General features: G+C 71.4%; 21 protein-coding genes. 12 read left to right on the forward strand and 9 right to left on the reverse strand.

Annotated features, from left to right (window positions below; all coding sequences use genetic code 11):
• From J2Y69_RS04740 to hpf, 3 genes are all read left to right on the forward strand, one after another.
• On the forward strand, window positions 1–1,704 hold the full coding sequence (locus J2Y69_RS04740) for an LpqB family beta-propeller domain-containing protein (RefSeq protein WP_310018082.1): 1,704 nt from the start codon (window positions 1–3) through the stop codon (window positions 1,702–1,704).
• A gap of 100 nt (window positions 1,705–1,804) precedes the next feature.
• Complete coding sequence (locus J2Y69_RS04745) at window positions 1,805–2,578, forward strand: ComF family protein (RefSeq protein ID WP_310018084.1); 774 nt, start codon at window positions 1,805–1,807, stop codon at window positions 2,576–2,578.
• Window positions 2,579–2,676: 98 nt separating this feature from the next.
• Window positions 2,677–3,336 (forward strand): ribosome hibernation-promoting factor, HPF/YfiA family, encoded by a 660-nt coding sequence (gene hpf, locus J2Y69_RS04750; RefSeq protein WP_310018087.1) that lies wholly within the window; start codon window positions 2,677–2,679, stop codon window positions 3,334–3,336.
• A gap of 77 nt (window positions 3,337–3,413) precedes the next feature.
• Here the strand turns inward: hpf and J2Y69_RS04755 are convergent, their stop codons facing one another.
• On the reverse strand, window positions 3,414–4,748 hold the full coding sequence (locus tag J2Y69_RS04755; protein WP_310018088.1) for a hypothetical protein: 1,335 nt from the start codon (window positions 4,746–4,748) through the stop codon (window positions 3,414–3,416).
• A gap of 60 nt (window positions 4,749–4,808) precedes the next feature.
• The gene (locus J2Y69_RS04760) at window positions 4,809–5,411 is read right to left on the reverse strand and encodes a helix-turn-helix transcriptional regulator (protein WP_310018089.1); all 603 of its coding nucleotides are present in this window, start codon (window positions 5,409–5,411) and stop codon (window positions 4,809–4,811) included.
• Window positions 5,412–5,685: 274 nt separating this feature from the next.
• On the opposite strand from J2Y69_RS04760, the gene secA reads away from it, so the two are divergent.
• Window positions 5,686–8,496, forward strand: coding sequence for a preprotein translocase subunit SecA (secA, locus tag J2Y69_RS04765; protein ID WP_310018091.1), 2,811 nt, complete (start codon window positions 5,686–5,688; stop codon window positions 8,494–8,496).
• Between the two features lie 151 nt (window positions 8,497–8,647).
• On the forward strand, window positions 8,648–9,871 hold the full coding sequence (locus J2Y69_RS04770; RefSeq protein ID WP_310018093.1) for a pyridoxal phosphate-dependent aminotransferase: 1,224 nt from the start codon (window positions 8,648–8,650) through the stop codon (window positions 9,869–9,871).
• A 4-nt stretch (window positions 9,872–9,875) separates the two neighbouring features.
• Here J2Y69_RS04770 and J2Y69_RS04775 read toward each other — a convergent pair whose 3' ends face one another.
• Window positions 9,876–11,240, reverse strand: a complete 1,365-nt coding sequence (locus J2Y69_RS04775) for an AAA family ATPase (RefSeq protein ID WP_310018095.1) — start codon at window positions 11,238–11,240, stop codon at window positions 9,876–9,878.
• A complete protein-coding gene (locus J2Y69_RS04780; protein WP_310018097.1) occupies window positions 11,237–11,854 on the reverse strand; it encodes an SAF domain-containing protein in 618 nt (205 codons plus the stop codon). The genes J2Y69_RS04775 and J2Y69_RS04780 overlap by 4 nt, the downstream gene beginning before the upstream one ends.
• A 96-nt stretch (window positions 11,855–11,950) precedes the next feature.
• Here J2Y69_RS04780 and J2Y69_RS04785 point away from each other — a divergent pair, with 96 nt between their 5' ends.
• Window positions 11,951–12,229 (forward strand): helix-turn-helix domain-containing protein, encoded by a 279-nt coding sequence (locus tag J2Y69_RS04785; RefSeq protein WP_310018099.1) that lies wholly within the window; start codon window positions 11,951–11,953, stop codon window positions 12,227–12,229.
• A gap of 21 nt (window positions 12,230–12,250) precedes the next feature.
• On the opposite strand, the gene J2Y69_RS04790 is transcribed toward J2Y69_RS04785, so the two are convergent.
• Window positions 12,251–12,850, reverse strand: coding sequence for a hypothetical protein (locus J2Y69_RS04790; RefSeq protein WP_310018101.1), 600 nt, complete (start codon window positions 12,848–12,850; stop codon window positions 12,251–12,253).
• A 125-nt stretch (window positions 12,851–12,975) separates the two neighbouring features.
• On the opposite strand from J2Y69_RS04790, the gene J2Y69_RS04795 reads away from it, so the two are divergent.
• Together J2Y69_RS04795 and J2Y69_RS04800 are read left to right on the forward strand one after the other, a co-directional pair.
• The gene (locus J2Y69_RS04795) at window positions 12,976–13,362 is read left to right on the forward strand and encodes an Rv3235 family protein (protein ID WP_310018103.1); all 387 of its coding nucleotides are present in this window, start codon (window positions 12,976–12,978) and stop codon (window positions 13,360–13,362) included.
• A gap of 33 nt (window positions 13,363–13,395) precedes the next feature.
• Entirely contained in the window at window positions 13,396–14,880 is a 1,485-nt protein-coding gene (locus J2Y69_RS04800) for a sensor histidine kinase (RefSeq protein ID WP_310018106.1), read from the forward strand.
• A gap of 108 nt (window positions 14,881–14,988) precedes the next feature.
• Here J2Y69_RS04800 and J2Y69_RS04805 read toward each other — a convergent pair whose 3' ends face one another.
• Window positions 14,989–15,237, reverse strand: coding sequence for a WhiB family transcriptional regulator (locus J2Y69_RS04805; RefSeq protein ID WP_310018108.1), 249 nt, complete (start codon window positions 15,235–15,237; stop codon window positions 14,989–14,991).
• A 224-nt stretch (window positions 15,238–15,461) separates the two neighbouring features.
• On the opposite strand from J2Y69_RS04805, the gene J2Y69_RS04810 reads away from it, so the two are divergent.
• Window positions 15,462–15,929, forward strand: a complete 468-nt coding sequence (locus J2Y69_RS04810) for a hypothetical protein (RefSeq protein ID WP_310018110.1) — start codon at window positions 15,462–15,464, stop codon at window positions 15,927–15,929.
• Between the two features lie 66 nt (window positions 15,930–15,995).
• On the opposite strand, the gene bcp is transcribed toward J2Y69_RS04810, so the two are convergent.
• From bcp to aroA, 3 genes are read right to left on the reverse strand one after another with little or no spacing between them, the layout of a single operon-like run.
• Window positions 15,996–16,472 (reverse strand): thioredoxin-dependent thiol peroxidase, encoded by a 477-nt coding sequence (bcp, locus tag J2Y69_RS04815; RefSeq protein ID WP_310018112.1) that lies wholly within the window; start codon window positions 16,470–16,472, stop codon window positions 15,996–15,998.
• 60 nt (window positions 16,473–16,532) lie between these two features.
• A complete protein-coding gene (gene rsgA / locus J2Y69_RS04820; RefSeq protein WP_310018113.1) occupies window positions 16,533–17,585 on the reverse strand; it encodes a ribosome small subunit-dependent GTPase A in 1,053 nt (350 codons plus the stop codon).
• Window positions 17,582–18,931, reverse strand: coding sequence for a 3-phosphoshikimate 1-carboxyvinyltransferase (gene aroA, locus J2Y69_RS04825; RefSeq protein WP_310018115.1), 1,350 nt, complete (start codon window positions 18,929–18,931; stop codon window positions 17,582–17,584). Before aroA ends, rsgA begins: the two co-directional genes overlap by 4 nt.
• Window positions 18,932–19,051: 120 nt before the next feature.
• On the opposite strand from aroA, the gene J2Y69_RS04830 reads away from it, so the two are divergent.
• From J2Y69_RS04830 to J2Y69_RS04840, 3 genes are all read left to right on the forward strand, one after another.
• Window positions 19,052–19,675 (forward strand): sigma-70 family RNA polymerase sigma factor, encoded by a 624-nt coding sequence (locus J2Y69_RS04830; protein WP_310018117.1) that lies wholly within the window; start codon window positions 19,052–19,054, stop codon window positions 19,673–19,675.
• Window positions 19,672–19,914 (forward strand): zf-HC2 domain-containing protein, encoded by a 243-nt coding sequence (locus J2Y69_RS04835; RefSeq protein WP_310018119.1) that lies wholly within the window; start codon window positions 19,672–19,674, stop codon window positions 19,912–19,914. The genes J2Y69_RS04830 and J2Y69_RS04835 overlap by 4 nt, the downstream gene beginning before the upstream one ends.
• A gap of 61 nt (window positions 19,915–19,975) precedes the next feature.
• Window positions 19,976–21,277, forward strand: a complete 1,302-nt coding sequence (locus J2Y69_RS04840; RefSeq protein WP_310018121.1) for a GNAT family N-acetyltransferase — start codon at window positions 19,976–19,978, stop codon at window positions 21,275–21,277.
• Window positions 21,278–21,297: the final 20 nt, after the last annotated feature.

Genomic DNA, 21,297 nt, shown 5'->3' on the forward strand with positions numbered 1-21,297 from the left:
ATGCCTCGGATCCTCCGTCTCGCCGTGGTCCTCGTGACCGTGCTGGGCCTCGCCGCCTGTGCCTCCCTCCCGACAACGGGCGACGTGCGTCCGGGGAACAGCCCCGACCGCAGCGGCACCGACTCCCAGGTCACCTACGTCCCGGCGGGCCCTGCGGACGACGCGGACCCCGAGCAGATCGTCAGCGGCTTCCTGGAGGCCGCCTCCAGCCCTGCGGACAACTGGGCGATCGCCCGGCAGTTCCTCACCACGCAGGCCGCGGAGAAGTGGAGACCGCAGACCGGCGTCATCATCGACTCCACGCAGGCCGAGCGCCGCGTCACGGAGCAGATCCCCGACACGGACGACGAGCGCACCGTCCGTCTCGGCTTCCGCCAGACGGCCGGCGTCGACGAGAACGGCGTGTACGCCCCCGTGAGCGGGGGGACGGGGACGGCGGAGCTGACCTACGGGCTCGCCAAGAACGACAAGGGGCAGTGGCGGATCACCGCGGCTCCCGACGGCATCCTGCTCGCCGAGCAGTCCTTCGCCGACGCCGACGTCCTGAGCCCCTATGCACTGGAGTACTTCGACCCGACCTGGACCTATCTGGTGCCGGATGTGCGCTGGTTCCCGAAGCGGAAGAACACCGCGACCCGCATCGTCCAGGCGCTGGTCTCCGGCCAGCCGAGCCCTTGGCTCGCGGATGCCGTGCGCACCGCGTTCGCCGGCGACGTCGAGCTGGAGCGCGACTCGGTGACCGTCACGTCGCAGATCGCGGAGGTGGAGCTGAGTGCGGCGGCCCTGCGCGCAGATCCGGTGACCCTCTCGCGGATGCGGACCCAGTTGGAGCGGAGCCTCGCCCCGCTCGGGGTGCTGGAGGTACGCCTGACCGTCGGTGGACGGGTCGTGGAGACGACGGCGGCGGCCCACGCCTCCACGGCCCCGGATGCGCGCCCCCTCGTCTTGACCGACAACGGCTTCGGGCATCTCTCCGGGGGAGAGCTGGTGCCGGTTGACGGCCTCTCCCAGCAGATTGCCGACTTCCCGTTGCCGATCACGTCGATCGTGGCGGGCGACGGAGGGCAGCACGCGGTCGTGCAGGACGCCTCGGGATCCGTCTACCTGATCGACGAGTCCCGGAGGGACGCGCTGGACCAGCGCCCCGGTCTGATCGCGCCGTCCTACGATCCGTACGGGTACGTCTGGACGGCGGTCGGCACGGATCCCCAGAGCGTCTCCGCCTGGAGCCCCGGCGTCGTCCCGCACGGCCTCCCCGCGTTCGCCGATGCGTCGGCGATCGGGGCGATGTCGGTCAGCAGGGACGGCGCGCGGGTGGCGGCCGCGGTCACGATCGGCTCGCAGCAGAGGGTCGTCGTCGCGGGCGTCTCCCGGGACGATCGCGGAACGCCGACGGCGATCGGCACGCCGACGACGATCGGGGTCCTGCCAGGGACACCCCTCGCCCTCGCCTGGCTCGACGACACGAAGATCGGCGTGCTCGTGGACATCGGCGGGGACGTCGTCCTGGTCACACAGCCTGTGGGAGGCCCCTCCACCAAAACGGACGTCCCCAACACCGTGCGGACGCTGTCGCCGATGACCCCGGCGTCCACTCTGCGCCTGCTCGGGTCGGATGGGAACCTCTGGGTGCAGAGCGGTCCGACCTGGCGGGTGGAGACCGGCGGGGTGCAGGTGCTCGCTACGCAGATCTCCGCCTTCTGACCGTTCCTGCCTCTCCTGCACTGGTACGACGACATCGAGGTCATGCACCGATCACGGCGGCAGGAACGATCGGACTCCGCCTGCCGCCGATGATCGGAGCATGCCCCTCCCGTCCCGCTCAGCCCGGCTCCGCGCTCTGATCCAGTTCCAGCCCCTGCTCGGAGAGCTCGTCGACTTCCTCCTCGCCGCGGAATGCGCGGGCTGCGGACGGGTGGGCGCCGGATTGTGCGCCGTCTGCCGAGCGCGGCTCGCGCCCTCCGACGCACGCGGCCGGACGCCGGAGGGCCGAGTCGTGCATGCGGGGACGAGGTTCGACGGCGCCGCGGCGCGGGTGATCCGCGCCGCGAAGGAGCAGGGCCGGACCTCGCTCCTCGGTGCACTCGATCCGGCGGTTCGCCACGCCGTCCACCGGGCGGCGGAGCGCGGCGGAGAGGACGGGCATGGCGGGCGAGACGGACTGGGCGGGCGGGACGGACGGCTGCCGGCGGTCGACGCGCTGGTCCCTGTGCCGACCTCCCGTGCCGCATTTCGCCGCCGCGGGTACCGGGTGCCGGAGATCCTGGCTCGGAGGACCGGGTTCCCGGTGCTCCGAGCCCTTGCGCCGGTCCGTCGCGTCGCCGACCAGCGCGGCCTCGGCAGGGATGCGCGGCGGCGCAACGTGGCGGGCAGCCTCCGCGCGCGACGTCCGGGGCGGGGGCTCCGGGTGATCGTCGTGGACGACGTGGTCACCACCGGCGCGACGCTCGATGAGGCGGTGAGGGCGCTCGCGGCGGCAGGATTCCGGGTCGTCGGCTGTGTCGCCGCGGCAGTGACGCCGGGCGGGCGCGACGGCGCCGCGGGGCCCCGGATCGGGAAGGTCGGGACACGCAGGTGATTCGTTGGTGACAGCGGCCGTTTCCCCGACTACGGTAGGGGGTCACAAGGCGACCACGGTCCGCCCTTGGCCGGGAGGACCGGAACAAGGAGGTCAGGATGGAAACGAACATCGTGGGTGTCGGAGTGAGCATCAGCGATCGGTTCCGAATGGTTGTCGAGGAGAAGACAGCCCGGATCGAGACGCTCGCCACCAAGGCGCTGCGACTCGACGTCAAGGTCACGCACCGCTCCTACCGGAACGGTCACGTCGAGGACGAGACGGTGGAGCTCACCCTCGTCGGACGCGGCCCGGTGGTCAGGGCCGAGGCGCGTGACGGCGACAAGTTCGCGGCCCTCGACATGGCCGTCGACAAGCTCACCGAGCAGCTGCGCCGCGCCAAGGGCAAGCGCGTCGACGGCAGGAACCACCCGCGAGGGGCGCATTTCGAGAAGGAGAGCGGCGAGCTCGCCGGGATCGACGTCGATCCCGTCTCCGCCGACAAGCTCCACGCGGTCTCCACGGGCGAGATCCCGGTCGCGGTCGAAGGCGAGGAGGAGTACTCGCCGGTCGTGATCCGCACCAAGAACTTCGGTGCGGAGTGGATGACGGTCGAGGAGGCGGTGGACCGGATGGAGCTGGTCGGTCACGACTTCTTCCTCTTCGTCGACGTCCGCACCGACCACCCGAGCGTCGTCTACCGGCGCAAGGGCTGGGACTACGGCGTGATCTCGCTCACGACGCAGGCCCCGCCCGAGGAGGAGGAGCTCGCGTCCTGATGTGAGGAACGGATGTGGCCCGGCGCGAGAAGGCGCCGGGCCACATCCATGCCAGCCGCCTCGCAGGAGGCGCCGGATCAGTCGAAGATGCCGTCGAGGATGCTGCCGATCACGAGACCGCCGAGGACGCCGGAGACGATGTCGCTGCCGCCACGGCCTCCGCGCTGTCCGCCGCCCCACTGGTCGCCGCCGCCGCCTCCACCCCAGCCGCCCTGGTCGGGGCGGGAGGAGTCGATGTCGCGCTGGGCGAGCTGAAGGGCCTCTGCGGCGAGCTGCGCCACGCGGCGGGCGGCGGAGAGCGCCTGCTCGCGGGTGTCCTCCCCGGGCAGGAGCGACGGCAGGTCCACGCGCAGGCGCTCCGCCTCGGCCAGACGCGTCCTGGCGTCGGCGCCGATCCAGCCGCGGTGCCCGGCGATGAGGCTGCGGGCGACCCCGAGCTGACGGTCGGCGTCGTCGATCGCGTGCTGCACGTGCTCGACGGAGGGCAGCGGATGCTCCTCGCGGTAGCGGGCCTTGGCGACCGCCTCGTCGAGGGCGGTGTTCACGGTGCGGAGCCTGGTCAGCTCCGCGAACGGGTCGGTGGGGGTGCCGGCGGGCGCGAGCGAGGCCAGGGCCTTCTCCAGGTCCGCCATCGCCGCGCCGACCGCGGGGGAGGAGGCGGAGGAGCGCGCGGCGACCAGGTCGCCACGGGAGTCGGCGACGACCTCGGCGAGCGTGGACTCGGCCCGGAGCGCCTCGATCTCGAAGTCCTCGACGGCGTCGAGCAGCACGGCGACGCGCCGGGTCGCCTCCGTGGCGGTCTCGAGCGCGAGGACCGCCTCCTCGTTCTGCTTGCTGGCCCGGCGACGCTCCGAGACGTCCGCGCCGTGACGGGCGAAGGTGAGGAGCTGCTCCGCCTCGTCCGCACTCCGCACGATCCGCTGCATCGCGTCGTTCGAGTAGCGGCTGGAGAGCCGGGCGATCGTCTCCCTGGCGTGCGGGAGACGCCTGCCGAGGGTCTCCGCGTCGGCCCTGACCTGGATGATGATCTCGGGCGCACGGCGCACGCGCGCGACGGACTCCGCGAGCGCAGAGGACTTCTCGTCGATGAGGTCCTCGGCCCACTCGCACAGTTGCACGATCCGCGCGTTGCGGGTCCGCAGCTCCTCAGGGGTGTCCGGGATCTCGTCGTGGTTCAGCTGATGAAGCTGGAAGGCCTCCCGCATGTGCGTCTGCACGGATTCGAGCGCCGTGCGGAAATCGGCGGTCAGGGAGTCGCCGAGCTCCGCCCCGGCGAAGGCGAGCTCGTCGCCTGCGGTGCGGATGCGCTCGTCCGCCCCGACCAGTGCCTGCTCTGCGCGGCGCGCGAGATCGGCGTCCTGCGCGTCCTGCGCCTCTTGCTCACGTCTTCTTCTGCCCCAGAACCCGGCCATGGTCTTGATCCTACGGGGACAGACGATGCGCGGGCTGAGGATCGGCTTCGCTGTGCGCGATCAGAGCGGCGTGCCGGCCGGGGCCTCGACTCGGCCGAGGACGGAGGGCCGACCGCGCCGGGGGAGGTCGGCGGCGAGGGGGAGCGCGTCGTGCCGATGCGCGGACAGGAGCCGGTCCGCGTCGTCGAGCCAGCGCAACTCCGCCTCGACGGCGGCGCGGCGGGCGGAGGCGACGATCGCCGCCGCGAGGCCGGCGGCATCGCGAGGATCGTCGTCGACGCCGAGGTCCTCCAGGCGGCGAAGGACCTCGTCGCGCTGGTCCCGGATGACGGCGGCGGCGTCCGCCCCCGGCAGGGTCGCGGCGAGGGCCACCTTGATCGCGACCTCGTCCCGGGCGCTCCTGTCCCGTTCCACGGGGGTGGCGAGCCAGGAGGACGCGTCGGCGGATCCTGCGGGGGTGATCGTCCAGTAGACGTGGCCGCGGTCGTCCGCGGCCCCCCGCTCGACGAGTCCGTCGCGTTCCAGCCGCTCCAGGGTGTTGTAGATCTGACCGACGTTGAGCGGCCAGGCCGATCCGGTGCGGCGTGCGAACTCCGCGCGCAGCTGGTAGCCGTAGCACGGCCCCTGGGCGAGGAGGGCGAGGAGGCTCTGCCGTACGGACACGCGAATATCCTTTCCCGATATCTGTTTCCGAGCATAGTCCGGCCGATCATGCCCATCGCGCTGTCGATTCCCTCTCATGCGGCGGAAATATGAGCCGCGCGAGCAGGAATCGACAGCGCACCTGCAGAGAACGGCAGCGCCGATGAAGCGCATCGGCGCTGCACGTGCAGGCGACGTGCAGGTCACGGGCCGGTAACATGACTCTGTATGCCAGGTGCGCGCCGGATCACGCGCGTCGCACCGGCACCCGCCCACCGACAGGGAGATGACATCCGTGGCGAATCCTCTTGAGAAGCTGCTGCGCGCGGGCGAGGGTCGAACCCTTCGCCGGCTGAATCAGGTCGTCAAGGCCGTGAACGCGCTGGAAGAGGACTTCGAGAAGCTCAGCGACGAGGACCTGAAGGGCGAGTCCGCGCTGCTCCGGGCCCGGTACCAGAAGGGCGAGACGCTCGACCAGCTCCTGCCCGAGGCCTTCGCCGCGGTGCGGGAGGCGGCCAAGCGCACGCTCGGCATGCGCGCCTACGACGTCCAGATCATGGGCGGCGCCGCCCTCCACGGCGGCAACATCGCCGAGATGAAGACCGGTGAGGGCAAGACCCTCGTGGCGACCTTCCCGACCTATCTGAACGCCATCGCGGGCGAGGGCGTTCACGTCATCACGGTCAACGACTTCCTCGCGACCTACCAGTCCGAGCTCATGGGACGCGTGTATCGCGCCCTCGGGATGACCACGGGCGTCATCGTCTCCGGGCAGACCCCGGAGATCCGTCGTGAGCAGTACGCGGCCGACATCACCTACGGCACGAACAACGAGTTCGGCTTCGACTACCTGCGCGACAACATGGCCTGGCGCAAGGAGGACCTCGTCCAGCGGGGCCACTTCTTCGCGATCGTCGACGAGGTCGACTCGATCCTCATCGACGAGGCCCGCACGCCGCTCATCATCTCGGGACCTGCATCGGGCGAGGCGAACCGCTGGTTCACCGAGTTCGCGAAGATCGCGCGGACCCTGGAGACCGGCGAGGACTACGAGGTCGACGAGAAGAAGCGCACCGTCGGCGTGCTCGAGCCCGGCATCGAGAAGGTCGAGGACTACCTCGGCATCGACAACCTCTACGAGTCGGCGAACACCCCGCTGATCTCGTTCCTGAACAACTCCATCAAGGCGCTCGCCCTCTTCAAGCGCGACACCGACTACGTCGTCATGAACGACGAGGTCATGATCGTCGACGAGCACACCGGCCGAATCCTCGTCGGGCGCCGGTACAACGAGGGCATCCACCAGGCGATCGAGGCCAAGGAGGGCGTGCCGGTCAAGGCAGAGAACCAGACGCTCGCCACCGTCACGCTGCAGAACTACTTCCGCCTCTACGACAAGCTGGCCGGCATGACCGGAACCGCCGACACGGAGGCGGCGGAGTTCATGTCGACCTACAAGCTCGGCGTCGTGCAGATCCCCACGAACAGGCCCATGATCCGCAAGGACCGCGCCGACCTCGTCTACAAGAACGAGACGGTGAAGTTCGAGCAGGTCGTCGAGGACATCGCCGAGCGGCACGCCAACGGCCAGCCGGTGCTCGTCGGGACCGTGAGCGTGGAGAAGAGCGAGTACCTCTCGCGGCTCCTCGCGAAGAAGGGCGTCAAGCACGAGGTGCTCAACGCCAAGAACCACGCCCGCGAGGCGGAGATTGTCGCCAGGGCCGGCCGGCTCGGCGCGGTCACGGTCGCGACGAACATGGCGGGACGAGGCACCGACATCATGCTCGGCGGGAACGCCGAGTTCCTCGCCGTGCAGGAGCTCAAGGCGAAGGGGCTGGACCCCGTCGAGACCCCGGACGAGTACGAGGCGGCGTGGGATGACACCTACGAGGCGATGAAGGCGAAGGTCGCGGGGGAGAGCGTCGAGGTCACCGAGGCCGGCGGGCTGTACGTCCTCGGCACCGAGCGGCACGAGTCGCGCCGGATCGACAACCAGCTGCGCGGTCGTTCCGGTCGCCAGGGGGACCCGGGCGAGAGCCGGTTCTACCTCAGCCTCACCGATGACCTGATGCGCCTGTTCCAGTCGGGGGCGGCCGAGGCGATCCTCGCCCGCTCGAACTTCCCGGACGACCAGCCGATCGAGTCGGGGCTGGTCACCCGCGCGATCCGCAGCGCGCAGAGCCAGGTCGAGGCGCGCAACGCCGAGATGCGCAAGAACGTCCTCAAGTACGACGACGTCCTGAACCGCCAGCGCGAGGCGATCTACACTGACCGCCGGCAGATCCTCCAGGGCGATGACATCGCCGACCGGGTGAAGCACTTCATCGAGGACGCGATCACCGCGGTCGTCGACGATCACACCGCCGAGGGGCACACGGAGAGCTGGGACTTCGACAGCCTCTGGACCGAGCTGAAGACGATGTACCCGGTGGGGGTGACGATCGACGAGGTCGTCGCCGAGGCCGGCGGCCGCAAGGGTGGCATCACCGCGGAGGGGCTGAAGCGAGAGCTGCTCTCCGACGCCCTGATCGCGTACGAGCGTCGCGAGCAGACCCTCGGCGACGCCGCGACGCGCGAGCTCGAGCGCCGGGTGGTGCTCCAGGTCCTCGACCGGCGCTGGCGCGACCACCTGTACGAGATGGACTACCTCAAGGACGGCATCGGGCTGCGGGCGATGGCTCAGCGCGATCCGCTGGTCGAGTACCAGCGTGAGGGCTACTCGATGTTCCAGGCCATGATGGGGCAGATCAAGGAGGAGACCGTTGGCTTCCTCTACAACCTCGAGGTCGAGGTGCGCCGTGCCGGCGACGAGGGCGTGGCGGAGATCGAGGTCGACGCGAAGGGGCTCGCGGACGGGAGCGCTGACCAGCGTCTCGAGTACTCCGCCCCCAACGACGCCGGCGAGGTCGAGGTGCGCAACGATCGCGGACAGGTTCAGCAGGCCGCCACCGACCGTCTGCGCCAGGCCGCCGCCCGTGCCGCCCAGGCCGAGGAGGAGGAGACGCCGGCCGCCCCCGCGGCCCGCGGTGCCTTCGGCCAGCGCATCGAGGGCGACGCGCCTGCGTCCAACCGCGCGGAGCGTCGCGCGAACGCCCGCAAGAAGTAGGAGGCCGATCCCGGTCGGAGGAGGCCGGGGGACGCGTGCGAGAGGCACGCGGGGAGAGCGAGGACATCGCCTCCCCGCGTGCCTCTCGCGCTGAGGCGGCCCGGGGGTTCGCGCGTGCGAGCCGGTGCCGGCGGACCGGTATTCTTTCTCAATGGCACCCCGATCCTTCGACCAGTCGTCCAAGCTCAAGAACGTCCTCTACGAGATCCGCGGCAACGCGCTCGCCGAGGCGGCACGGCTGGAGGCAGAGGGTCACTCGGTGCTGAAGCTGAACACGGGGAACCCCGCGATCTTCGGCTTCGAGGCTCCGCAGCAGATCGTGCAGGACATGCTGACGACCCTGCCGACCGCGCACGGCTACAGCGACAGCAAGGGGATCATCTCCGCGCGTCGGGCCGTCGTCAGCCGCTACGAGGAGGTCGAGGGCTTCCCGCCCTTCGGCCCCGACGACGTCTTCCTCGGCAACGGCGTGTCCGAGCTCATCACCATGACCATGCAGGCTCTTCTCGACGAGGGCGACGAGGTGCTGATCCCGGCGCCGGACTACCCGCTGTGGACCGCGATGACGAGCCTCGCCGGCGGGACGCCCGTGCACTACCTCTGCGATGAGGAGAACGGGTGGAACCCCGACCTGGAGGACATCCGGTCGAAGGTGACGCCCAAGACGAAGGCCCTCGTCATCATCAACCCCAACAACCCGACGGGAGCCGTCTACTCCCGCGAGGTGCTCGAGGGGATGATCCGTATCGCCCGCGAGAACGACCTGCTCCTGCTCTCGGACGAGATCTACGACCGGATCCTCTTCGACGGCGCGGTGCACATCCCCACCGCGACCCTGGCCCCCGACCTGCTCTGCCTGACCTTCAACGGCCTCTCCAAGACCTACCGCGTCGCGGGCTTCCGTTCGGCCTGGCTGGTGATCAGCGGCCCCACCGCGCATGCCCGCGGGTTCCTCGAGGGCATCACCCTGCTCGCATCGACACGCCTCTGCCCGAACGTCCCGGCGCAGCACGCCGTGCAGGCGGCCCTCTCCGGTGTGCAGTCGATCGACGCGCTCATCGCACCGAGCGGACGCCTGCACCAGCAGCGCGATGCCGCGTGGGAGGGGCTCGAGGCGATCCCCGGGGTCTCCTGCGTCAAGCCGAGCGGTGCGCTGTACGCCTTCCCGCGGCTGGACCCGAACGTGCACGAGATCAGGGACGACGCGAAGCTCATCTACGACCTGCTCGTGGCCGAGCACATCCTGCTCGTGCAGGGCACCGGCTTCAACTGGGCGACGCCGGATCATCTCCGGGTGGTGACGCTGCCCGAGCCGCGCGTCATCAGCGAGGCGATCGAGCGACTGGGCAACTTTCTCGCGAGCTACCGGCAGTAGCCGATCACGGCCCGGCGGAACGCGGCAGTCGTCGCTCCCGTCGGGTCGTGCCCCCTCCCGAACGACGCACCCGGCCGGAAGTGCCCGCTCCCACTCCCGCGCCCGCACCTCTGCGCGTGCCCCCGGCGGTGCCCTGGTCCAGGGACGCCGCGAGCCGGGCGATCTCCGCGGCCAGCGCCGAGCGCGGCGAGACCTCGGAGATCGGCTTCCCGTGCAGGAGCGCGGCATCCGCGGCGCGGGCGTCGAGGGGCAGGAACCGGATGTCGAGGATGCCGGAGAAGCGTTCCAGCGTGCGCCGGATCTGCGTTCGGGCGTCGAGGCCGACGGGGCCGGGTCGCAGTCGGTTCACGAGCACCGTGACCGGGGTCGTCCCCACGACCGCACGGAGCTCGGCGTAGGCGCGCACGAAGCGGGCGATGCCGAGCGGGTCCGCAGCGGCGACGGCGATGATCCGGTCCGCCGTCTCGAGCACGGTGAGGGCGGCGGCGTTCCTCCGGGGCACGGCCACATCGCTCATGAGCTCCTCGTCCGCCTCCAGGGAGGCTGCGACGTCGACGACCGTGACCGGCGCCCAGTCCCGGCAGGCGACGAGGGTCGCGCGGAGGCGTGCGGCGGAGAGCTCGGGCCAGCGCGAGGGGCGGTTGAGCCCGGCCAGGACGTCGATCGTGGCGGACCCGGCGGTCACGGGCGTCGCGAGGCGGCTGAGCTCCGCGCCGTCGAGGAGCCCCATCTCCGCTCGGCGACAGGCGGCGGCGATCCCCGGCCCGTCGTCGGCGAGGCCGAGGAGCAGCGCGATCGAGGGGGCATGGGTGTCGGCGTCGACGAGGGACACCTGGCGATGCGGCGACGCCAGCGCCGCGGCCAGTTGGATCGCGACGGTGGTGCGCCCAGGGGCGCCCGGCGGTCCCCAGACCGCGAGGACGACGCCGTCCGGCGAGGTCTCCGTACCGGTACCGGTACCAGTGCCAGCACTCGCAGCACCGGTCGCGCCGGCCGTGCTCGCCGACACGGGGGCTGTCGTGGTGATGGCGTCGGCCAGGTCCCAGGCGCTGCTCTCCGGCGGGAGCGGGGCTCTGAGGCCGTTCCGGCGAGCGAGCCTCTCGGCGCGCTCACCCTGTCCGAGGAGCAGGATGCGCACCCCGGCGCGGTCGCAGTCCGCGCGGAGCCACGCGGGGAGGAGGGCGCGATCGGCCGGCAGCAGCAGCGCGTCGGCCTCGCGCAGCGGCAGCGGCGGAAGGGCGTGCGCGGAGGAGGCGTGGCGGAGGACGTCGGGCGCGATGACGGCGAGGACCTCGACGCCCGCGTGCGGCAGATCGGCGATGAGCGACCGCGTCGCGTCGTCGTCGCCGACGAGGACGATGCGGCTCACGATCCCGACCGCAACGGGACGACGGACAGCGCGGCGCCGTCGGCGACCGCGGCGAGCACGTCGCCGACGGACGAGCGGTCGACGATCAGCTCGAGCGTGGCCTGCGAGCCTCCCAGGAGACCGTCGGCGCGCGTCACCCCGGCGACGACGGCCTCCTCCAGGAGGATGCGGGGAGGATCGAACCCCTTCCCTTCCTTCGAGGGCGGTGCGTACCAGACCTCGACGACGGCGCCCTCGGCGACGGCGCCGGGGATGCCCACGGCGCTCTCCACTACGACGGCGGTCGTGCGGCCGGCGTCGGCGGGAGCGGTGGAGGACACGGCGATGAGCTCCCCATCCTCGATCGTCCTGGTCGCGATCGCCCCCGGCTCGAGCGTCGTCGGGGTCAGGTATGTCGGAGCGACCGTGCCAAGGGAGACGTCGACGACCCGGACGTCCGCGGACGAGAGCGCCTCGCCGGGCACGATCGTGCGCGTGGCCTGGAGCGCGGGCGCCGTCTGCCGCGACGAGGACACGATGAGCCATACGCCGACGATCGCGACGACGATCAGGAGGACGCCGATGAGGAAGCGGACGTCGCCCCAGGGGCGCCGAAGTCGTGGGATCGAGACCATGTCGCCATCGTCACAGATCGCCGGCCGCGGCGCCGGAGTTATCCACAGCCCGGCCCTCCTCCGGGCGGATCCGCGCACCCGGAGGAGAATGGCTCCATGCCCGATGCGTCATCGCCTTCCGCGCGGTACCTGGCCCCGGCCCAGGTGGCCGAGCTGCTCAGCATCGACGTCCACGAGGTCGTCTCCCTGGTGATGGAGGGCCGGCTCCGGGGAGCCCGGCTCGGCTCGCCGGCGCGCTGGCGGGTCGAGGAGGCCAGCCTCGGGGAGTATCTCGACGAGCAGACCGAGGAGGCGCGGCGCATGGCGCTCTGGCATCAGGCGAATGCGGCCAGCTTCCCCGAGGTCTGGGGCGTCGGCCGCCGTGAGTTCGGCTGAGGCGCGATCGAGCCGACGGGATCAGCCGAGCCTCCCCGTCGAGGCGATGCCGGTCGTGACGCTGATCAGCGCGGAGAACGGAACGATACGGAAGCCGCGCACGGCGTGCGTGCGGCGGGGCTCGCCCGCATCGTGCAGTGCGAGATCCAGGTGATCGGCGCCGGCCCTGTCGATCGTCCCGGTGAGGATCGTCCCCGGCCGGACGCGGAGCGACACCCCGGCGCGCCGCCGGGCGAGATCGCGGAGGACGAAGCCGAGCGTCATCCGCTCGCGAAGGGGTGAGAGGGGCTCGGAGGGCCCGCCGCTCGCGAGGAGGGCGCCGTGATCCAGCGTCCAGAGGGCGACGGCGCCGAGCGGGAGGAGGACGACCACGCGGCTCTCGGCCGGCTCCAGCGCGATCCAGTCGGCCCCGACCGCCCGAGGCCTTCCGGTGACCGTCGCCCCGTCCGTCATGGTCGCCGCGATCGGCGTCGGCTCCCGGACGAGTGCGGACAGTCTCGTCCTCAGGTCGAGGCGCGCGATCCGGAGCCGCTCGGACTCGGCGTCGAGCGCCGCCCGCTCCGCCTCCCAGCCGGAGGCGAGCTGGTCCTCGAGATCCTCGAAAAGCCGTTCCCATTCCACGTGCATGAGCGTAGGGGAGCAGCGCATTCGAGCCTACGAGTTATCCACATACCTTGCGCCGGCGCCCCCGCAGCCCCCGTCCGGCGTGCTCTACTGCTGAGGTCCGTTCCGGGGGGAAGAAGACGATGACGCCATTCGAAGACTTTGCACCGCAGCCCACTCCGTCCGAGGAGCTGCCGGATCCGCTCCCGCTGGTGCAGGGACTCACGCACGGCGTCCTCGAGGTTCTCGCGGGCGTCCGCGAGGTCGACCAGCTCGCGCGCTGGTTCACGGCCGACGCCTATCGGACGCTGACGATCAGGGCCGGCCTGTCCGCGAGGGCGCGGAGCGCGAGGGGCATCGTCCCGACGCGACCCGTCTATCGGATCCTGTCCACGCACTGCTCCTCGCCCGCCGACGGCGTCGTGGAGTCCGTGGTCGTCGTGGCGGGTGCGGCGCGCACACGGGCCGTCGTGATCCGGCTCGAGGGGATGGATCGTCGATGGCGCGCCACGACCCTCGCGGTCCTGTGAACGACGTCGGAGGGGGACATCTAGGCTGAGGGGGTGTCGACTCTCAGTGACCTCGTGCATGCCCAGGGATGTCTGAACGATGAGGACGTGGAGTGGCTCCACCGCCTCGCGGGGGACGGGCAGCTGCTGGCCGATCTCGCGTTCGCGGACATCGTCGTCTGGGTGGCGACCTCGGACGGATCCTTCGTCGCCGTCGCGCACACGCGCCCGAGCGGGGCGGCGACCCTCTTCTACCGCGACATCGTGGGGGAGCGGGTGCGTCCGCAGTGGCGCACGCAGGTGCAGGAGGCCTTCGACTCGGCGGAGATCGTGGACTCCTCGTCGCCCGACTGGTTCGAGGAGACGCCGACGCGCGTGCGCGCTGTCCCGATCCTCCGGATGCGCCCCAAGGAGGGCGCGAAGCCGCAGGTCGTCGGCGTCCTCACCCGGCACACCAACCTCGGCGAGGCCCGGACGCCGTCGCGACAGCAGATCACCTTCAACGAGTGCGCCGACGATCTGTTCCAGATGACGGCGACGGGAGAGTTCCCCGACCTCGCGGCACCGACATCGCCCCGGCGGGGCGCGCCGCGGGCCTCGGACGGGCTGATCCGGATCGACGTGGACGGCATCGTGACGTTCGCAAGCCCGAACGCGCTCTCCGCCTTCAACCGCATGGGCTTCGACGACGAGCTCGAAGGGGAGTCCCTGGTCGAGGTGACCACGCGGATCCTCCCGTCGACGAGGCAGGTCGACGAGTCGCTGCCGGTGGTCGTGACGGGACGGGCGCCGTGGCGCACCGACATCGAGGCGCGGGGCGTCACCGTCTCGCTGCGTGCGATCCCGCTGCGTGATCGCGGGACGCGGATCGGCGCGATCGTGCTGTGCCGCGACGTCTCGGAGCTCCGTCATCAGGAGCAGGAGCTGATCACCAAGGATGCGACGATCCGGGAGATCCACCACCGTGTGAAGAACAACCTGCAGACCGTGGCGTCGCTGCTGCGGATCCAGGCGCGGCGCACCCACTCGGAGGAGGCGCGCGACGCGCTCACCCAGGCGATGCGCCGCGTCGAGTCGATCGCGGTGGTCCACGACACGCTCGCGGGAGGACTCGCTCAGAAGGTCGACTTCGACGAGGTGTTCGCCCGGGTGCTCAAGCTCGTCGCCGAGGTGGCCGCGGCGCCGAACACCCGAGCGCAGACGCAGTCCAGCGGCCGGTTCGGCGTGCTCCCGAGCGAGTATGCGACGCCGCTGGCCCTCGCCCTCACGGAGGTCGTCACCAACGCGGTCGAGCACGGGCTCGCCGGTCAGGAGGGCATGGTCACGATCGAGGCGCAGCGCACCGATCAGAACCTGCGCGTGATCGTCCGCGACACCGGTCACGGTCTCCCGGAGGGACGGGTCGGCCAGGGGCTGGGGACGCAGATCATCCGCACCCTCATCCAGGGGGAGCTCGGCGGGACCATCGACTGGCGCGGCGCGGAGGGCGAGGGGACCGTGGTGACGATCGACCTCCCGATGAGGTGGGTCAACGCCTGAGGGCCTGAAGAATCAGACGCCGGCTCCGCGGATGATGCGGAGCCGGCGTTCTCCGGGACGGTGCGTGGGGGAGACGCATCGCGACCCCGGGGGTGCGTCGGGAGCGGCTCAGCCGGCGCGGCGGGCGCGGGCGGCGCGCCGCTTGAGGGCGCGGCGCTCGTCCTCGCTGAGACCGCCCCAGACGCCCGAGTCCTGACTGGACTCCAGGGCGTACTGCAGGCAGATCTCGGTGACGGTGCAACGGGCGCAGACGGCCTTTGCCTTCTCGATCTGATCGACGGCGGGCCCGGTGTTCCCCACGGGGAAGAACAGCTCGGGGTCGACGGTGAGACAGGCGGCTTTGTCGCGCCAATCCATGGGGGCTCCTCGTGTGAGAATCGTCAGGACGCGCGGTCGCGCGTCCTTTGATGCGGGCGGCGTTTCGGGAGTGCTGCCCGGGGGGAATGCAAGCGGATGCTCGCCCCACGCCGCTGTGGGAGCACATGGCTGTGATCTATTCTCGTACATGGAACGCAGATGATCAAGGGTTTTCTCCGCTCGCTCCTCGGCGCGTGCGGCGGAACCACTCGGACGGGAGGGCCATGCGCGCCTCGAAACTCAGCGTCGCTGCGGCGACGCTGCTGGCTCTGGAGGGCCTCGCCCTCATCGTCGTCGCGCTCGTGGAGGTGTTCGGCCTGAGCGCGGGCGATGCCTCATCCCTGCCGTCGGCCCTCGCGCTCATCGCGCTGACCGTGATCGGCGGCGTCGGCCTGGTCTGCCTCGGCGTCGCGGTGCTCCGCGGGCGCTCCTGGGGACGCTCCGGGGGCATGGTGCTTCAGATCATCGCCGTCGCGACCGCCGCGAGCGCCCTGGGCGTGCGCCCGTTCCCGACGATGTTCGTGCTCGGCCTGGCCGTTCCCGGGCTCATCGGCGCGATCCTGCTGTTCCTCGTCTCGCAGCGCGAGGGGCCCCGTGCGCACCGCGGCGGAGACCTCGGGGACGGTGACACGCGGGAGGGCGACGCGCGGCAGGGTGACGCAGGCGAGGAGACGGCACGGGAGCCTCGCTGAGAGCTCCGCGTCGATGTGAGAATCCCGCGTTGACGACAGGCCGCGGGTGACTCAGGCGTCGATGGGTCAGGCGTCGATGCCGAGGAGCTTGCGGAGACGCGCGACGTGCCCGGTGGCCTTGACGTTGTACAGCGCCTGCTCGACGACGCCGTGCTCGTCGAGAACGAACGTCGAGCGGATCACGCCCTGGATGACCTTGCCGTAGTTCTTCTTCTCGCCCCAGACGCCGTAGGCATCGTGCACGGCGTGGTCCGGATCGCTGAGGAGGGCGAACGTGAGGCCATCGCGCTCGCGGAACTCACGGAGCTTCGCAGGCTCGTCGCGCGAGACGCCGACGACGGTGTAACCCGCGCCCTGGAGCGAGGAGATGCTGTCGCGGAAGTCGCACGCCTGCGTGGTGCACCCGGGCGTCATCGCAGCCGGGTAGAAGTAGAGGACGACCTTCCGGCCGCGGAGATCCGCCAGGGACACGGACGAGCCGTCCTGGTCGAGGAGGGTGAAGTCGGGGGCCGGGGAGCCGGGCTCGAGTCGCTGCGTGGTCACCGTTCCACCCTAGCCGGGGCCGCCGACGCGCGAGAGGTCGCGGATGAAGGGGCGTGGGCGTCAGGGGGCCGGGGCGAAGGTCTGCAGGAGGCGCTGGAGGGAGTCCAGACGCGCGCGCCCGGCCTCGCCGAGCTCTCCGGCAGCTGCGGCCTCGTTGAGGGCGCAGTCGGCGGCATCGGGGAGGTGGGTGCAGCCGCGCGGGCAGTTCTCGGCGATCTCGGCGAGCTCGGTGAACGCGGCGAGGATGTTCGACGGGTCGACGTGTCCGAGTCCGAACGATCGGACGCCGGGGGTGTCGATCACCCAACCGGAGCCGGCGGGGGAGCGGAACCGGAGCGAGACCGTCGAGGAGGAGGTGTGCCTGCCACGCCCTGTGACCTCGTTCACGTGGCCCGTGGCGCGTCCGGCGCTCGGGACGAGAGCGTTCACGAGGGTGGACTTGCCGACGCCGGAGTGGCCGACGAAGACCGTCGAATGACCGAGGAGCGCCGCGCCGATCTCCTCGACCGGCATCTCGCTCTGCGCGCTCGTGAATACCGTGAGGCCAAGGCCGTCGAAATGGCTCAGGAAGTCGGACGGGTCGGCCAGGTCGGTCTTGGTCACCACGAGCAGTGGGCGGATGCCCGCGTCCAGGGCGGCGACCAGGTACCGGTCGACGAGCCGCGCCCGCGGCTCGGGGTCGGCCGCTGCGACGACGACGAGCATCTGGTCCGCGTTGGCGACGATCACCCGCTCGACCTGGTCGGTGTCGTCGGCGCTGCGGCGCAGCAGTGATGAGCGCTCGACGATCCCGATGATGCGCGCGAGGGTGCCGTCGGCCGCCGACGTGTCCCCGACCACCCGCGCCTCGTCGCCGGTCACGATGGGCGTCCGCCGGAGCTCGCGGGCCCGCACGGCGGTGATCGTGCGCTCCGCGTCCGTCCCCTCGCCGAGCAGGACGGAGTAGCGGCCGCGGTCGACGCCCAGCACACGGCCGATCTCGGCGTCGGCGTGGGCGGGCCTGCGCTTGGTGCGCGGACGGTTCGCCTTCGGGTTGGGGCGCGTGCGGATCAGGGCCTCGTCGAAGCCGAAGGCCCCGTCGTCTTCCTCGTCGTCGTCCCCGAGCCAGCTCACGCGGTGGCGCCTCCGCCGACGGCGACCGCGGACCGCCCGAGCATCCGCTCCCAGAGGAGCACGAACTCGGGCAGCGTCTTCGCGGTCGTCCCGATCTCGTCGATCTCGACTCCGGGGACGCGGAGGCCGATCAGCGCCCCCGTCGTGGCCATCCGGTGATCGTGATGGGCGGGCCACTCGCCGCCGTGGAGGGGGACAGGGGTGATGCGGAGGCCGTCGGGGAGCTCCTGGACCTGGCCGCCCAGCGCGCGCAGGTTCCCCGCGAGCGCCGCGATGCGGTCGGTCTCGTGCAGTCGGATGTGTCCGATCCCGTGCAGGGTGGTGGGGGCGTCGGCGAAGGCGGCGAGGCCGACGAAGGTGGGCGTCAGTTCCCCCGCGGCCGAGAGGTCCAGATCGCCGCCCGCGATGCCGCCGCCGCCGCGGACGGTCAGCGCGCCGCCGCGCCGCGAGGTGTGGGCGCCGAGCGCTGTGAGGAGCTCGGGCAGCAGGGCGCCCGGCTGAGTGGAGTGCGCGGGCCAGCCGCCGATCGTGACCTCGCCACCGGTGACGAGGGCCGCTGCGAGGAAGGGCGCGGCGTTGGAGAGGTCGGGCTCGATCGGGAGCTCCTTCGCCCGGGGGACCCCGGCCTCCACGAGCCATTCGCCGACGGCGGGCCGCTCGACGTGGATGCCGCGCCGGTGGAGCGCCTCGACCGTCATGTCGATGTGCGGCATGCTCGGGAGGCGGTCGCCGGTGTGCACGAGATGAAGGCCCACGTCGAAGCGCGGCGCGGCGAGGAGGAGTCCCGAGACGAACTGGCTGGAGGCCGATGCGTCGATCTCCACCCGGCCGCCGCGGATGCGGCCGTGGCCGCGGATGGTGAAGGGGAGCGACCAGCTGCCCTCGTCGTCCACATCCACGCCCAGATCGCGCAGGGCGTGGATCATCGCGCCCATCGGCCGGTGAAGGGCCGTCTCATGCGCCGTGAGGCGGATCTCCCCGCTCGCGAGTCCGGCCAGCGGCGCGATGAAGCGCATGACGGTCCCCGCCTGCCCGCAGTCGACCGTGGTTCCTGCGCGGATCGGACCCGGCGTGACGAGGAGGTCGGGGCCGAACGCCCCGGCGCCGGCGACCTCATCGACGCCGATCCCGAGCGTCCGCAGCGCGGTGACCATGTGCGCGGAGTCCTCGGAGTGCAGCGGGGACATCACCCGGCCCGGCCCGTCGGCGATGGCGGCGAGCACGAGCTCGCGATTGGTGAGCGACTTGGAGCCCGGCACCGACAGGGTGCTCGCCAGTGCGCCATCGGCCACGGGGGCGCGCCAGCGCCCGCGGGCGGGGGGCGGGGAATACCTGTCGTCGTTCATCGGTTCCTACCCTACTGAAGCCCTTTTGTGACGGGGCACGGAGCGACAGCAGGAAGGCGGGCGATGATCGCGACGCTGGAGCCGGTGATCGCAGGATCCGACGGCCTAGACTGGCTGGCAATGGATCACGAGACGACCGACGATGCCGTGGCGCCAGCCACGGGCGGTGACGCTGCGCGACGCGAGTTCGAGGAGCAGGCGATCCCGTTCATGGATCAGCTGTATGCGGCGGCGATGCGCATGACGCGCAACCCCGCGGATGCTGCTGATCTGGTGCAGGAGACCTTCGTGAAGGCGTACGCCTCCTGGGCCAGCTTCACGCAGGGGACCAACCTCAAGGCGTGGCTGTACCGCATCCTCACCAACACCTACATCAACATCTACCGCAAGAAGCAGCGCGAGCCGCATCAGGGCACGATCGACGAACTCGAGGACTGGCAGCTGGGCGGCGCCGAGTCGACGACCGCCTCGCACAGCCGATCCGCCGAGGCCGAGGCGATCGACCGGATGCCCGCGTCCGTCGTGAAGGACGCGCTGCAGGCGGTCCCGGAGGACTTCCGGCTGGCGGTGTACCTCGCCGATGTCGAGGGCTTCGCCTACCAGGAGATCGCCGACATCATGAAGACCCCGATCGGCACCGTCATGAGTCGTCTGCACCGCGGACGACGACTGCTCCGGGAGCTGCTGGCGGACTACGCCGCGGAGCGAGGATTCTCCGCGGCCGGCACGAGGAGCACGAAATGAAGGACTGCGGCTGCGAGAAGGCGCGGCACGACTTGGAGGAGTACCTCCGCAACGAGGTGTGCAAGACCGAGTACGCGGACATCCGCGCGCATCTGGAGAGCTGCCCCTCCTGCCGGGAGGAGGCCCTGGTCTCGACGACGCTGACCGAGGTGATCTCCCGGGCGTGCAAGGAGACCGCTCCCGAGGAGCTGCGGGATCAGGTGCTGGTGCGGCTGCGCGCCGCGACCACCGCGCACTGACGGCGAGGAGCGCGCGCCCCGCCCTTGACGGCGATGTCGGGCCCGCCCGTAGGGTGGAGGAATGACCATCCCCGACGCTCGCGGCATCGCCGTGGACCCCCGATCCGAACAACGCCTGAGGGAAGCGGGCTTCTCGTACCGCGTCGTCGACTTCGCCGATGATGAGGCGGCGACGTCCTATCTTCGCGCCATCACCCGCGGCTTCCTGGACCCGGAGCAGGAGCCGGAGGGCATCGACCAGGCGAGGGCGGCGATGTCGCCGCGTCGCAACGTCGGCGTCTTCGAGGAAGGCGCGGCGGAAGGCGCGCTGCCCGTCGCGACCGTCAACTCCTGGATCGCCCCGATGACGGTTCCCGGCGGCGAGGTGCCCATGTGGGCGATCAGCGCGGTCACCGTGTCCGGGACCCACCGTCGTCGCGGGATCGCGCGCAACCTCCTCGAGGGCGAGCTCCGGGCCGCCGCCTCCGCCGGGGTCCCGATCGCGGGACTCACGGTGAGCGAGGCGACGATCTACGGTCGTTACGGATTCGCGCCCGCGGTGCCCGGGGCTGCCGTGAAGGTCACCGACCCGCGGAAGGCGGGGTGGGCGGCGCCGGCGTCGGCCGGGCGCCTGGAGTACGTCGAGAAGGCGGAGCTCGCGCTCGCCCTCGCCGAGGTGCACGATCGGGCGCGGACGCACCGAGCAGGGCAGATCCCCGGGTGGGCCGGACGCTGGGAGCGCATGGCGGGCCTTGCCGTGGGCGATGCCCAGGCCGCGTCGGTGCGCGGGGTCCGCTATCTGGACGAGTCCGGCGTCGTCCGCGGCGCCCTGGCCTACACGCTCGCCGAGCTGCCGGGATCTTTCGGCGCCGAGATGGCGATCCGTCACCTCGGCGCGGAGACGGACGAGGCGCTCCGCGCGCTGTGGGGCTTCGCGGTCAACCACGATCTGGTGAGCACCATCACCGTCGACCTGCGCCCGGTGGACGAGCCGCTTCCCTGGCTGGTCGTGGACCAGCGCGCCGTCGAGGTCACGGTGCACGACCACGGCTGGCTGCGGATCCTCGACGTCCCGGCGGCGCTCACGGCACGCCGCTATCGTGCGCCCCTGGACGTCGTGCTGCGCGTCGAGGACCCGCTCGGCCTCGCGGCGGGCACCTGGCGACTGCGCGTCGACGGGAGCGGGGCTGCGACCGTGGAGTCGTCGGACGCCGCCCCGGACGCGGTCGCTGCTGTCTCGACCCTGTCCGCGCTGTACGTCGGGGGAGTGCGCGCGACCCAGCTGCGGGCATCCGCGCTCCTCGAGGCCTCGGAGGAGGTCGCTGCGGCGCTGGACGACGCGTTCCGCGGTGAGCGGGCGCCGCACCTGGGCATCTGGTACTGAGGCATCGCAGGGCATCCCTC

The organism is Microbacterium resistens, assembly GCF_031456305.1.
Classification (GTDB): domain Bacteria; phylum Actinomycetota; class Actinomycetes; order Actinomycetales; family Microbacteriaceae; genus Microbacterium; species Microbacterium resistens_A.

Coding starts and splice junctions, on each gene's coding strand:
- J2Y69_RS04740 (WP_310018082.1), top strand. CDS start 1: ATGCCTCGGATCCTCCGTCTCGCCGTGGTCCTCGTGACCGTGCTGGGC.
- J2Y69_RS04745 (WP_310018084.1), top strand. CDS start 1,805: ATGCCCCTCCCGTCCCGCTCAGCCCGGCTCCGCGCTCTGATCCAGTTC.
- hpf (WP_310018087.1), top strand. CDS start 2,677: ATGGAAACGAACATCGTGGGTGTCGGAGTGAGCATCAGCGATCGGTTC.
- J2Y69_RS04755 (WP_310018088.1), bottom strand. CDS start 4,748: ATGGCCGGGTTCTGGGGCAGAAGAAGACGTGAGCAAGAGGCGCAGGAC.
- J2Y69_RS04770 (WP_310018093.1), top strand. CDS start 8,648: ATGGCACCCCGATCCTTCGACCAGTCGTCCAAGCTCAAGAACGTCCTC.
- J2Y69_RS04780 (WP_310018097.1), bottom strand. CDS start 11,854: ATGGTCTCGATCCCACGACTTCGGCGCCCCTGGGGCGACGTCCGCTTC.
- J2Y69_RS04785 (WP_310018099.1), top strand. CDS start 11,951: ATGCCCGATGCGTCATCGCCTTCCGCGCGGTACCTGGCCCCGGCCCAG.
- J2Y69_RS04795 (WP_310018103.1), top strand. CDS start 12,976: ATGACGCCATTCGAAGACTTTGCACCGCAGCCCACTCCGTCCGAGGAG.
- J2Y69_RS04805 (WP_310018108.1), bottom strand. CDS start 15,237: ATGGATTGGCGCGACAAAGCCGCCTGTCTCACCGTCGACCCCGAGCTG.
- J2Y69_RS04810 (WP_310018110.1), top strand. CDS start 15,462: ATGCGCGCCTCGAAACTCAGCGTCGCTGCGGCGACGCTGCTGGCTCTG.
- aroA (WP_310018115.1), bottom strand. CDS start 18,931: ATGAACGACGACAGGTATTCCCCGCCCCCCGCCCGCGGGCGCTGGCGC.
- J2Y69_RS04830 (WP_310018117.1), top strand. CDS start 19,052: ATGGATCACGAGACGACCGACGATGCCGTGGCGCCAGCCACGGGCGGT.
- J2Y69_RS04835 (WP_310018119.1), top strand. CDS start 19,672: ATGAAGGACTGCGGCTGCGAGAAGGCGCGGCACGACTTGGAGGAGTAC.
- J2Y69_RS04840 (WP_310018121.1), top strand. CDS start 19,976: ATGACCATCCCCGACGCTCGCGGCATCGCCGTGGACCCCCGATCCGAA.